Origin of the sequence: Lysobacter antibioticus HS124 (genome assembly GCF_000336385.2) — a bacterium.
In the GTDB taxonomy this organism is placed as follows: Bacteria; Pseudomonadota; Gammaproteobacteria; order Xanthomonadales; family Xanthomonadaceae; genus Lysobacter; species Lysobacter firmicutimachus.
The window spans coordinates 20328-31735 of the sequence record NZ_HG424499.1 but is presented as its reverse complement, the minus strand read 5'-3'; the positions used below and the strand labels follow the sequence as shown (position 1 = coordinate 31735).

General features: G+C 71.8%; 13 protein-coding genes. 9 read left to right on the top strand and 4 right to left on the bottom strand.

Going from position 1 to position 11408, the window contains the following annotated elements; all coding sequences use genetic code 11:
* Together TX83_RS11045 and TX83_RS11040 are read left to right on the top strand one after the other, a co-directional pair.
* Positions 1–577: recombination-associated protein RdgC (locus TX83_RS11045; RefSeq protein WP_186442582.1), on the top strand; the 577-nt coding region annotated here is incomplete at its 5' end.
* A 301-nt stretch (positions 578–878) separates the two neighbouring features.
* On the top strand, positions 879–1673 hold the full coding sequence (locus tag TX83_RS11040) for a M48 family metallopeptidase (RefSeq protein ID WP_064748002.1): 795 nt from the start codon (positions 879–881) through the stop codon (positions 1671–1673).
* A gap of 85 nt (positions 1674–1758) precedes the next feature.
* Here TX83_RS11040 and TX83_RS11035 read toward each other — a convergent pair whose 3' ends face one another.
* Together TX83_RS11035 and hemH are read right to left on the bottom strand one after the other, a co-directional pair.
* A complete protein-coding gene (locus tag TX83_RS11035; RefSeq protein WP_064748007.1) occupies positions 1759–2613 on the bottom strand; it encodes an alpha/beta fold hydrolase in 855 nt (284 codons plus the stop codon).
* 8 nt (positions 2614–2621) lie between these two features.
* Positions 2622–3608, bottom strand: coding sequence for a ferrochelatase (gene hemH, locus TX83_RS11030; protein WP_064748006.1), 987 nt, complete (start codon positions 3606–3608; stop codon positions 2622–2624).
* Positions 3609–3888: 280 nt separating this feature from the next.
* On the opposite strand from hemH, the gene TX83_RS11025 reads away from it, so the two are divergent.
* The 6 genes from TX83_RS11025 (at position 3889) to TX83_RS11000 (ending at position 8382) form a co-directional block, all read left to right on the top strand.
* The gene (locus TX83_RS11025; protein ID WP_064748001.1) at positions 3889–4893 is read left to right on the top strand and encodes a DUF4350 domain-containing protein; all 1005 of its coding nucleotides are present in this window, start codon (positions 3889–3891) and stop codon (positions 4891–4893) included.
* 132 nt (positions 4894–5025) lie between these two features.
* Entirely contained in the window at positions 5026–5913 is an 888-nt protein-coding gene (locus TX83_RS11020) for a lipid-binding SYLF domain-containing protein (protein WP_075575116.1), read from the top strand.
* Between the two features lie 213 nt (positions 5914–6126).
* Complete coding sequence (gene tatA / locus TX83_RS11015) at positions 6127–6351, top strand: Sec-independent protein translocase subunit TatA (RefSeq protein ID WP_064747999.1); 225 nt, start codon at positions 6127–6129, stop codon at positions 6349–6351.
* A 42-nt stretch (positions 6352–6393) separates the two neighbouring features.
* Positions 6394–6921: a Sec-independent protein translocase protein TatB gene (gene tatB, locus TX83_RS11010; RefSeq protein WP_064747997.1), complete on the top strand. Its 528-nt coding sequence runs from the start codon at positions 6394–6396 to the stop codon at positions 6919–6921.
* Positions 6908–7699, top strand: a complete 792-nt coding sequence (gene tatC / locus TX83_RS11005) for a twin-arginine translocase subunit TatC (RefSeq protein WP_064747996.1) — start codon at positions 6908–6910, stop codon at positions 7697–7699. The genes tatB and tatC overlap by 14 nt, the downstream gene beginning before the upstream one ends.
* Entirely contained in the window at positions 7696–8382 is a 687-nt protein-coding gene (locus TX83_RS11000) for an RDD family protein (protein ID WP_064747995.1), read from the top strand. The genes tatC and TX83_RS11000 overlap by 4 nt, the downstream gene beginning before the upstream one ends.
* Positions 8383–8531: 149 nt before the next feature.
* Here the strand turns inward: TX83_RS11000 and TX83_RS10995 are convergent, their stop codons facing one another.
* On the bottom strand, positions 8532–9461 hold the full coding sequence (locus TX83_RS10995) for a BPSS1780 family membrane protein (RefSeq protein WP_064747994.1): 930 nt from the start codon (positions 9459–9461) through the stop codon (positions 8532–8534).
* An 80-nt stretch (positions 9462–9541) separates the two neighbouring features.
* Positions 9542–10267, bottom strand: coding sequence for a glutamine amidotransferase (locus tag TX83_RS10990; RefSeq protein ID WP_075575115.1), 726 nt, complete (start codon positions 10265–10267; stop codon positions 9542–9544).
* Between the two features lie 149 nt (positions 10268–10416).
* Here TX83_RS10990 and glyQ point away from each other — a divergent pair, with 149 nt between their 5' ends.
* On the top strand, positions 10417–11373 hold the full coding sequence (gene glyQ, locus TX83_RS10985) for a glycine--tRNA ligase subunit alpha (RefSeq protein WP_064747993.1): 957 nt from the start codon (positions 10417–10419) through the stop codon (positions 11371–11373).
* Positions 11374–11408: the final 35 nt, after the last annotated feature.

The window sequence follows — 11408 nt, the reverse complement described above, 5'->3', positions numbered from 1 at the left end:
CGATCTGCTGCCGCGCGCCTTCGTCAAGCCCAGCCGCACCGACGCGATGATCGATCTCGAGCACGGCCTGGTGATCGTCGACACTTCCAGCCGCAAGACCGGCGAGAACGTCATCAGCGAGATCCGCCGCGCCATGGGCAGCCTGCCGGCGCTGCCGCTGAACGCCGAAATCGCGCCGCGTTCGGTGCTGACCGGCTGGGTCGCCGGCGAAGAGATGCCCGACGGGCTCAGCCTCGGCGACGAATGCGAGCTGCGCGACCCGGTCGACCAGGGCGCGGTGGTCAAATGCCAGCGCCAGGAGCTGGAAAGCGACGAGATCGCCAAGCACCTGGAAACCGGCAAGCAGGTCACCCGCCTGGCCCTGACTTTGGACGACCACGTCTCCTTCGTGCTCGGCGAAGATCTGGTGGTGCGCAAGTTCAAGCTGCTCGACGGCGCCGTCGACCAGCTCGAGCACTCCGAAGGCGACGGCTTGCGCGCCGAACTCGACGCCCGTTTCGCCCTGATGAGCGGCGAAGTCAAGCGCTTGTTCAAGGTGCTGGAGCCGGCGTTGAAGTTGTCCAAGGTCGAAGGCTGAGACCCTCGCGACCCGCGCTGCGACTCGCGGCTGCGGGCGCAGCCGCGCGCCGATGCGCTCCGCGTTCGCCCGCGCACGACCCCGGCGGGCCCCGCTCCCGCGCACGTCCGGCGTGTTGGAACGCGCGATCGCCTCGCATTCCGACCTCCTCCGCCGCGCGCGATGCAGCCTCGCCCCTTTCCCGGGTGCGGGAACGAGGTCGAGGGGAGGGCTCCATCCGGCCGCGCGCGGCGCGAGGGCGCCGGCGTCGCCCGCCGGTCGCCTTCAGGCGCTATCCTCGGCCGATGGCGGCCCCGTCCTCATGAGCAACTTGTTGCTGCGCCTGCTGACCGGCAAGCCGCCGGCCGCGCCGCGCACGGTCTCGCGCGAGACCGTCGCGATCGAGCTCGGCAACGGCCGCCGGATCGAGGTCTTGCGCGTGCGCGACCCGCGCGCGCGGCGGATCCGGCTCAGCGTTGACGAACGCGGCCCGCGCCTGACCCTGCCGTTGCGCGCCAGTGACATCGCCGGCCAGCGCTTCGTGATCGAACACGGCGACTGGCTGCTGGCGCAGATGGCGTTGGCCGACAGCGGCGCACAGCCGCTGCAGCCGCATGCCGACGCGAGCGTGCCCCTGCGCGGCCGCGACTGGCCGGTGCGCTGGCGCAGCGCGCGCGCGCTGCGCGTGGAGCTGGCCGAGGACGCGTTGGTCATCGCGGTGCCCGACACGCTCAAGCCGGCCGCGCTGCCGCGCGCGCTGCGCGATTTCTACGAAGGCCAGGCGCGTGCCGACGTCGGCCGCTGGTTGCCCAAGTACGTGTCGGGCTTGCCGCGCGCGCCGTCGCGCCTGCGCTACCGGGTGATGTCCTCGCAATGGGGCTCGCTGGCGCCGGACGGCGCGCTGTCGCTGGACCTGTCGTTGGTGCTGGCCCCGCCGGCCGCGTTCGAATACGTGCTGGTGCACGAACTGTGCCACCTGATCCATGCCGATCACTCGCGCGCGTTCTGGCGCGAAGTCGAAGCGCGCTGTCCGGACTGGCGCGAACAGCGCGACTACTTCCGCGCCTCCGGCCGCAGCCTCAAGGCCGGCTTGCGGCGTTTGATCGCCGCGCAGTAGGTCGGGCGCGCGCTGCGCGGCGCCGGTTGCGATGCCCTGCTCTTCGGCTGCTGCGAAAAACCGCGTAGCGTCCCGGGCCGCCGCCTCAACCCGCCAGAAACTCCCGGAACCGTTCCCCGATCGGCCCCGGCTGCTCCATATGCAGATGATGTGTCCCCGCCAGCACGTGCATTTCGCCGCGCGCGAGCAGGCCGGCGCGTTCGCGGCGCAGCGCGTCGGGCATGTAGGCCTGGGCCGGATCGGCCCAGACCATGCAGGTCGGGCATTCGATCGCGCCGATCAGCGCGCGCATCTGGCTTTCGCTCATGCGCAGCGCGGCGGTCAGGGTCAGGCGCGGATCGCTGCGCCAGACATAGCCCTGGCGCTGCGCCCCCTGCGCCGGCGCGACGCCGCGCTCGACCAGCAGCCGGGCGACGCGTTCGCTGAGGTCGTTGGCGGCCATCCGCACGCGCACGGCCGTGGCGATGTCGTCGAACACCCGCAACTGCTTGCCGGCCAGCGCGGCCTGGCCGGCGAACGCCTCGCGCAGGCGGGTGGCGACGCGTTCTTCCGGCTCCGACAGCGAACCCAGCGCCTCGACCAGCAGCAGTTTGTCGATTCGCTGCGGCAAGGCTGCGGCGAGCACGCTGGAAGTCGCGCCGCCGAGCGAATGGCCGAGCAGGTGGAAGCGGTCCCAACCCAGTGCGTCGGCCACCGACAAGGCCGCGCGCGCCGCGGTCACCAGGGTGTACTCGGCCGCCGCCGGCAGATGCGCGCTGGCGCCGTGCCCGGGCAGGTCCGGCGCGACCAGGTCGTAGCCTTCGAACCACGGCGCCAGCGGTACGAAGCTGGCGGCGTTGTCCAGCCAGCCGTGCAGCGCCAGCACCTTGGGCGCGCCGATGCGGCCGTTGCGCAGCCCGGCCAGGCGGCCGAAAGCGGTATCGACGACGAATTCCTGCATCGCGGCCATCAGGTCCAGGCGTCCAGTTCGCGCCGGGCGATGCCGGCCAGGGCCGACGCGTGCGCCGGCGAGTCGTTCAGGCAGGGGATGTAGCGCAGTTCGCCGCCGCGCGCGGCGAAGTCCGCGGCCAGCATGATCGCCACTTCCTCCAGGGTCTCCAGGCAGTCCACGGCGAAGCCCGGCGCGACCACGTCGACCTTGCGCACGCCGCGCGCCGCCAGCGCATCCAAGGTGTCGCTGGTGGCCGGTTCGAGCCAGCGTTCGCGGCCGAAGCGCGATTGGTAGCTCAGGCTCCAGGCCCCGTCGGACAGGCCCAGCGCATGGGCGATCGCGCGCGCGCCGGCTTCGCACTGGCGCGGGTAGGGGTCGCCGGCATCGGCGAAGCGCTGCGGCAGGCCGTGGAACGAGAACAGCAGATGTTCGCCCTCGCCGTGGTGCTGGCGGTGGCGATGGATCGAATCGGCGACCGCGCCGACCCAGGCCGGGTCGGTGTGGTAGTCGTGCAACAGGCGCGTTTCCAGGCCGGTCGCGGCCTGCAGCACGTCGCCGACCGAAGCGGTGGTCGAGGTCGAGTACTGCGGGTACAGCGGCAGCGCCAGCACCCGGCGCACGCCCTGCTCGCGCAGCCCGGCCAGCAACTGCTTCCACGAGGGTTGGCCGTAGCGCATCGCGTGCAGCACCCGCGCCTGCGGCAGTTCGCGCTGCACCGCCTCGGCCAGCCGGCGGGTGTGCACCGCCAGCGGCGAGCCCTCCGGCAGCCAGATGCTGGCGTACTTGTGCGCGACCTTGCCGCTGCGCAGCGGCAGGATGGCGAAATGCAGCAGCGGGCACCACAGCCAGCGGCTGAGGTCGACCACCCGGCGGTCGTGCAGGAATTCGGACAGGTAGCGCCGCACCGCAGCGGTGTTGGGCGCGTCGGGGGTGCCGAGATTGACCAGCACCACCGCGGTGTCGGCGGCGGCGCTGGCGTCGGCGGTGCTGGCATGAGCGGGCATCGGCATAGGATGACATCCGCGGGTGCGGCCACGGAATCTTTGCCGGATCGAATGTTTCGATCGCAGCGATAGATGGGGCCGGTACGGCGCGGAATTCCTCCGGCCGACGCCTATTCGCCCGGCAACGCTGTGTCGCAGCGGCGCCGGCGATGGCGCGACCGGGGCCACGCTCCGGCCGCGCGCGGATCGGCGATCCTGTGCACCGCGAGTGCCCGCCACGCGTTCGCCGTCTTCGCCGGCCCGGCCCTGTCCGCCGGTTGCGCCCCCTGCTGGAGCCCGCATGAATCTTTTCCGTCCCCGCCCGATCCGTTTTTTCGCGTCCTGGTTCGCGGCCGCAGTGTCGTTGGCGCCGCCGGCCGCCGCGCAGCAGGTGTCCGACCGCGACTACCGGCCGCCGATCGCGCGACCGGCCTATGCCGCCGGCGCCGGTCCTCGCCTGTGCCTGGACGAGGGGCATCACAATTTCCATACCCTGGACGGCCGTTACTGGAGCTTCGGCGAGCTGTTGCGCCGCGACGGCTACGCGTTGCAGCCGCTGCGTGCGCGGCTGAGCGCGGCGTCGCTGCGGGATTGCTCGATCCTGGTGATCGCCAACGCCCAGCCCGGCGACGCGGACTGGAGCGACTACCCCACGCCGACGCCGTCGGCGTTCGATGCCGGCGAGGTGCGCGCGGTGCGGCGCTGGGTCGAACGCGGCGGGCGCTTGTGGCTGATCGCCGACCACATGCCGCTGGCCGGCGCCGCGGCGAGCCTGGCGCGTGCGTTCGGGGTCGAGTTCCTCGACGGCTTCGCCATGCCCGGCTTCGATGCCGATCCGCAGCGGCGCGCGGCGCTGTTCCAGCGCCCGACCGTGTTCCGGCGCGGCGACGGCAGCCTGGCCGCGCATGCGGTAACGCGCGGCGGCGCCCCCGGCGAGGCGGTCGAGCAAGTGCGCAGCTTCACCGGCCAGGCCTTTCGCCTGCCGCCGCAGGCCGAACCGGTGTTGACCCTGCCGCCGGGCTACGTGTCGTTGCAGCCGGCCAAAGCCTGGCGATTCGACGCCGACACGCCGCGGGTCGAGGTCGGCGGCTGGTCGCAGGGCGCCGTGCTGCGGCTGGGCCGCGGCCGCGCTGCGTTCTTCGGCGAGGCTGCGATGTTCAGCGCGCAGCGGCAAGGCGCGCAAGGCAAGCCGATGGGCATGAACGCGCCGGGTGCGGAGCGCAATTACCAGCTCGCGCTCAACATCGCGCACTGGCTGTCGGGGCGGCTGGATGCGCCGCCTGCGGCCGGCGGCGCAGTTCCGTAGCGATTCATCGCCACGCCGCTAGCCTCAGGCCGATGCCGGAGGCGGCGTCCTTGCTTACCATGGGCGCCGCACGCCGTTTTCTTTCTTTCGTACGTTTCGTACGCCCCGCCGGAGTCCGCCATGTCCCGTTCGCTGCCCCGCGCCCTCAGCCTGAGCCTCGCCCTGAGCCTGGGGCTCGCCGCCACCTCCGCCGTGGCCGGTGAGACCGAGGACCAGCGCGCCCGCGATGCGGTGCGTGTGCTCGCCGACATCCAGCAGATTCCCGAGTCCTCGATTCCCGACAAGCTGTTCGACGAGGCCCGCGCGATAGTGGTGGTGCCCGACACGCTGAAGATCGGCCTGGTGGTCGGCGGCCGCCGCGGCCATGGCCTGGTCTCGGTCAAGAACCCCGACGGCACCTGGTCCAACCCCAGCTTCGTCAAGCTCACCGGCGGCAGCGTCGGCTTCCAGGCCGGCGTGCAGTCCTCCGACATCGTATTGGTGTTCCGCGGCGCGCGCGGCCTGGATTCGATCGTCAACGGCAAGGTCACCCTGGGCGCCGACGCCAGCGTCGCCGCCGGCCCCGTCGGGCGCACCGCCGCCGCCGCCACCGACGGCCAGCTCAAGGCCGAGATCTGGTCGTGGTCGCGCGCGCGCGGCCTGTTCGCCGGCATCGCCCTCGACGGCGCCGCGCTGTCGATCGACGACGACGCCAACCAGGCGGTGTACGGCGAAGGCAGCACGCCGCGGATGATCTTCGAAGGCCGCGCGGCCGGGCAGCCCTCGACCGCGGTGGTGGACTTCCGCGACCGCCTGGAGGAGGCCAGCGCCACCGCGCGCGCCAATCGCAGCGCCGAGGATCAGCGGCCGGCGTTGGGCGCCACGGTCTACCCCGAATCCGGCGCGGCGCCGGTCGCGCCGCGCGCACCGGCGCGCGAGCGCCTGGCCCCGGCCCAGCCGGCGCAGCCCGCCGAGCCGGGCCAGCCGCAGCCGTTCGAAACCGTGCCGGCCAATCCGGCCAAGGTCGAACCGCTGCCCTGAACCGCGCCGCGGGCGTGACTGACGGCCTATTGCAACGAAAACCCCGCAATTGCGCGCTGCGCGCGGTCTGTGCTGTCGCCGAGGTTGCGGTATCCTCGGACTCCCGGGTCGTGCGCAGCGATCGCCCGGCCGCGGGGCGTTCGCCGGCCCGCCGGTTTCAGGGCCAGGCCGCCGCCGTTCCGGTTCATCTACAGGTTCCTACAGGACACCGCCATGGGCAGCATGAGTTGGATTCACTGGGTCGTCGTCCTGCTGATCGTCGTTCTCGTGTTCGGCACCAAACGCCTGGGCAACATCGGCAAAGACGTCGGCGAAGCCGTCAAGGGCTTCAAGAAGGGCATTCAGGACGACGACAAGCCGTCCGCGCAGCTCGGCGACGAAAGCCGCCGCAACGACAGCAACGCCGCCTCGCGCAACGACGAGCACACCCCGCGCTGACGCCGCGGCGCCGACGCTTCCGCCCCCGCCCGGCTTTACCGCATGTTCGACATAGGCTTCTCTGAAGTCTTCGTGATCGCGATCGTCGCTTTGATCGTGCTCGGACCCGAGCGCCTGCCCAAGGCAGCGCGCTTCGCCGGCCTGTGGGTGCGGCGCGCGCGCGCGCAGTGGTACTCGGTCAAGTCCGAGCTCGAGAACGAGCTCGCCGACGAAGAGCTCAAGCGCAGCCTGCGCCAGGCCCAGTCCGACCTGCGCGACGCCCAGGCCCAGCTGCGCGACAGCGGCCAGGCGATGCGCAACGAGGTCGACGAGCTCAACCGCCGCATCGCCGCGCCGGCCGGTGCCGGCGCGACGCAAGCGCCGGCGGCCGAAGTTCCGCCGGACGATGCCGCGCCCGCCAGCGCGCCGCCGGAGCCGGCGCGCGACGATGCGGCGAACGTCGCCGCCGGCGACACGCCGTTGCCGACCCACGACGCATCGTCGTCGTTCGATCACGGCCACGCCGGCGCGGCCTTGCCCGACTACCGCCCCCGCAGCCCGAGCACGACTTCCGACGATGAGCGACGCTGATCTTCCGCCGCACGGCGACGCCGGCGACGCGACGGCCGAGCCGCGTCTGCTCGACCATCTGATCGAACTGCGCGCGCGCCTGCTGCGCGGCGTGGTCGGCCTGATCGTGGTGTTCCTCGGCCTATTGCCGTTCGCCAACAAGCTCTACCACTACCTGGCCACGCCGCTGCTGGCCAAGCTGCCCGCCGGCAGCCAGCTGATCGCGGTCGAGGTCGCTTCGCCGTTCTCGGCGCCGATCAAGCTGGCCTTCTTCGCCGCGCTGATGATCTCGATGCCATGGCTGCTGTACCAGGCCTGGGCCTTCGTCGCGCCCGGGCTGTACAAGCGCGAGAAGCGCCTGGCCCTGCCGCTGCTGGTGTCGGCGCTGTCGCTGTTCTACATCGGCTGCGCGTTCGCGTTCTTCCTGGTGCTGCCGTCGGTGTTCGGCTTCCTGGTCAAGGTCACCCCGAGCGGGGTGGCGATGATGACCGACATCAACGCCTACCTGGATTTCGTCCTGATCCTGTTCCTGGCCTTCGGCATCAGCTTCGAAGTGCCGGTGGCGCTGGTGATCCTGTCCCTGCTCGGCTGGGTGACCCCGGCCCAGCTCAAGGAAGGGCGCGGTTACGCGGTGGTCGGTATCTTCATCATCGCCGCGGTGATCACCCCGCCCGACGTGGTCTCGCAGCTGATGCTGGCGATTCCGATGTGCGTGCTCTACGAACTCGGGATCATCGCCTCCAGGTGGGTCGCCTCCGACCGCGACCGCAGCGAAGCCGGCGACGCGCCCGGTTCATGACCGCGCCGGCCGGATTCTGGCCGCGCTATGCGGCCTGGTCGCTGGATGCGGCCGTCGTCGCCGCGGCGACGACGGTGCTGGGCGCGCCGTTATGGAGCGGATATTGCGAGGCGATGCGCCGCGGCTGGGCCGCGATCGGCCGCCGCACGGCGCAGATCATGGCCGACTCGGCGTTGGCCGATCTGAATTTCGCCGGCTTCTTTCGCCGCCTGTTGGCCGATCCGGCGTTGCACGCCGCTCTCGGCGAGGTCGGCGTCGCCTTCGGCGCCCTGCTGCTGGGCTGGCTGCTGGCCTATGCCGCGCTCGGCGCGGTCTACGAGGTGGCCTGCGTCGCCGGCCCGTGGCGGGCCACGCCGGGCAAGCGCGCGCTGGGCCTGCGCGTGGCCGCCGCCGACGGCGGCCGGCTCGGCGCCGGCCGCGCGGCCTTGCGCTACCTCGGCGGTGCGTTGTCCTGGCTGACCCTCAACATCGGCCATCTGGTCGCGGTGGCCAAGCCCGAGCAGCGCGCCCTGCACGACCGCCTGGCCGGGGCGCGGGTCGACTGCATCGACGCGCGCGGCATGCCGGCCTGGGCCTGGGCCTGGATCGGCCTGCAGCTTTTGGCCGCGCTGGCGGCCACGGCGTGGCTGAGCCTGGCGTTGCAGGCGGCGCTGGAGGCCGCGCTGGATCCGGGCATGCTGTGATTTGGGATTCGGGATTGGCAAGAGCGGCGATGCCGCCGTTGTAGGAGCGGCGTGAGCCGCGACCGCGATTTCGCGATTACGACGCGACCGGCCGCAGCGCGTCGCGGCTCACGCCGCTCCTACAGAAGCGGCGCCACGGCAGCCTGTCGTCAGGCCTCGAACTGCCCCGGGCGCGGCGTCGATGCGGCCGCGGCGGCGGCATCGGCTTCGTGGCCGAACACATCGCGCCAGGCGAAATAGCAGGTACCGCACAGCACCACCAGCACGGTCGCGCCGTAGGCGATCAACAGCACCATCGCCAGCAGCGAGCCGACCGCGGGGTGCAGCAGCGAACCGATCTGGGTCGCGACCATCGCCACCAGGGCGACGATCAGGCCGGAGATCATCACCGCGGCCATGAACAGCATCGCCGCCAACAGGTAGGCGCCCAGGTTCCACAGCGAGGCGCCCAGGCTGCGCTTGACCGCCTCCGACAGGCCCAGGCCGGAGAACATGATCAGCGGCACCGCGATCAGCAGGATCGCGTTGGTGAAGTAGTTCGACAGCAGCTGCACCAGCATCATCAGGCCCGGATGCTCGGGCTCCGGCGGCGTCGCCACCCGGCCGCTGAGCGCATCGCGCAGCATTTCCAGGTACTGCGACCAGTAGTCCTGGCCGGCCAGCCACACCACCAGCGCGCCGCTGATCAGGGTCAGCGCGATCTGGATCAGGCCTACGCCGGCCAGCGCCGACAGCTTGTGCTGGCGCAGCGGCGCGAACAGGTCGCGGGCGCGGGTCGGGCGCCCGGCCTCGGCTTCGCGGATCACGTGCATCAGCCCGGCCAACAGCACAGGCAGGGCCAGCACCAGCAGCACGAACATCGGAATCAGCGCGGTCGCTATCCCGCTCATGTCCGGGTCGGCGCTGCCGGCCAGGCTGCGCGCCGGCGTCGCCAGCAGCACCGCGAGCAGGTACAGCACGGCCATGAACAGCACCGCGGCGCCGAAGATCGCACGCGGGTTGCGAGTGCCCAGGTTGACCGCGCGCAGCAGCCATTGCACGCCGTGGCTCAGCGGCACCTTGCGTATCGGTTGGGTCATCGGTTCGGTCCCGGGGCGGGGGCCCCTCGGTTGGAGCGCGCCCCGGCCGGGGCGCGCGATAAGGCGGAGAACACGGCGGCTCAGCGTCCGTGCAGGGCGCGGGCGTGGCCGACGAAGCGGCGCAGCACGCGCCGCGCATGCGGGGTCGCGCTCACCGCGCCGGCGATCGACTTCGGGCAATGGCCCTCGGTGCGCAGCGCGTCCTGTCGCGCACGTACGTAGCCGCGCATGTGGGTGGCGCTGAACTCGGGGTGGAACTGCACCCCCCAGGCGCGCTCGCCCCAGCGGAACGCATGGCAGGCATCGTGCGCCGAGCGCGCCAGCACGGTCGCGCCCTCGGGCGCGCGCAGCACGGTCTGCAGGTGGGTGGCCTGGGCCGGAAACTGCGCCGGCAGGCCGCCGAACAGCGGGTCTTCGCCGGCGCTGGGGTGCAGCTCCAGCGCGATCGTGCCCATCTCGCGCCCGCCCGGGTGATCGCCGACCTCGCCGCCGAGCGCGTGCGCCAGCAATTGGTGGCCGTAGCAGATGCCGAACAGCGGCAGGCGCGCGTGCGCGGCCTCGCGCAGCCACTGCGCGCTGCGTTCGCTCCACTCGGCGCGGTCGGTGACCATCGCGCCGGAGCCGGTGACGATCGCCCCGGCGAACCCTTCGCGGCTGGGCAGCGGCTCGCCGTGCTCGACATTGACCACGACGGCCTCGTCGCGGCTCAGGCCGGCGGCGACGCGGATCCAGTGCGGAAAGCCGCGATGGCGGCGCATGGAGGCGACCGGCTGGCCGGTCTCGAGGATCAGGAAGGGCGGATTCACGATCGGGCGGCGAGTGGGGGAGGCGCTGCGAAAACCGGGCCGGACCGTCGATCTGCGAGCCCGTCCAAAGCCCGGTATTGACAGGCTCGCGGGCCCGCCCGGCGGGGCTCGCCGTATACTAACCCGCTTTGCTGCACTGCGATGAGACCATGGACGCCAGCGACGCACCGACCCCGGTTCAGGGCCAGGACCCGACCCCCCAAGGCCTGACGTTCCAGGCCATGATCCAGCGCCTGAACGCCTATTGGGCCGAACAGGGCTGCGTGCTGATCCAGCCGCTGGACCTGGAAGTGGGCGCCGGCACCTTCCACCCGGCGACCTTCCTGCGCGCGCTGGGCCCGGAGCCGTGGAACGCCGCCTACGTCCAGCCCAGCCGCCGCCCGACCGACGGCCGCTACGGCGAGAACCCGAACCGCCTGCAGCGCTACTACCAGTACCAGGTGGCGATGAAGCCCAGCCCCGACAACATCGTCGAGCTGTACTTCGACTCGCTCAAGGCGCTCGGCGTCGACCCGCGCGTGCACGACCTGCGCCTGGTCGAGGACAACTGGGAATCGCCGACCCTCGGCGCCTGGGGCCTGGGCTGGGAGGTCTGGCTCAACGGCATGGAAGTCACCCAGTTCACCTATTTCCAGCAGGCCGGCGGCCTGGAGTGCAAGCCGGTGCTCGGCGAGATCACCTACGGCCTCGAGCGTCTGTGCATGTACCTGCAGAACGTCGACAACGTCTACGATCTGGTTTGGACCTACGGCCCGGACGGCACCCCGGTGACCTACGGCGACGTCTACCACCAGAACGAAGTCGAGCAGAGCGCGTACAACTTCGAGCACGCCGACGTGGCCGAGCTGTTCCACCGCTTCGACGCCTGCGAGAAGGAAGCCGCGAAGCTGATCGAGCTCGGCCTGCCGCTGCCGGCCTACGACCAGGTGTGCAAGGCCAGCCACAGCTTCAACCTGCTCGACGCGCGCCGCGCGATCAGCGTGACCGAGCGCCAGCGCTACATCCTGCGCGTGCGCAAGATCGCCCAGGGCGTGGCCGAGGCCTATTACGCGCAGCGCGAGAAGCTCGGTTTCCCGGGCCTCAAGCAGCCCAAGGCCGCTGCCTGACCCGATTCGCCCCTCTCCCGCCCGCGGGAGAGGGC

Coding starts and splice junctions, on each gene's coding strand:
- TX83_RS11035 (WP_064748007.1), bottom strand. CDS start 2,613: ATGCAGGAATTCGTCGTCGATACCGCTTTCGGCCGCCTGGCCGGGCTG.
- TX83_RS11000 (WP_064747995.1), top strand. CDS start 7,696: ATGACCGCGCCGGCCGGATTCTGGCCGCGCTATGCGGCCTGGTCGCTG.
- hemH (WP_064748006.1), bottom strand. CDS start 3,608: ATGCCCGCTCATGCCAGCACCGCCGACGCCAGCGCCGCCGCCGACACC.
- TX83_RS11040 (WP_064748002.1), top strand. CDS start 879: ATGAGCAACTTGTTGCTGCGCCTGCTGACCGGCAAGCCGCCGGCCGCG.
- tatC (WP_064747996.1), top strand. CDS start 6,908: ATGAGCGACGCTGATCTTCCGCCGCACGGCGACGCCGGCGACGCGACG.
- tatB (WP_064747997.1), top strand. CDS start 6,394: ATGTTCGACATAGGCTTCTCTGAAGTCTTCGTGATCGCGATCGTCGCT.
- TX83_RS11025 (WP_064748001.1), top strand. CDS start 3,889: ATGAATCTTTTCCGTCCCCGCCCGATCCGTTTTTTCGCGTCCTGGTTC.
- glyQ (WP_064747993.1), top strand. CDS start 10,417: ATGGACGCCAGCGACGCACCGACCCCGGTTCAGGGCCAGGACCCGACC.
- TX83_RS10995 (WP_064747994.1), bottom strand. CDS start 9,461: ATGACCCAACCGATACGCAAGGTGCCGCTGAGCCACGGCGTGCAATGG.
- tatA (WP_064747999.1), top strand. CDS start 6,127: ATGGGCAGCATGAGTTGGATTCACTGGGTCGTCGTCCTGCTGATCGTC.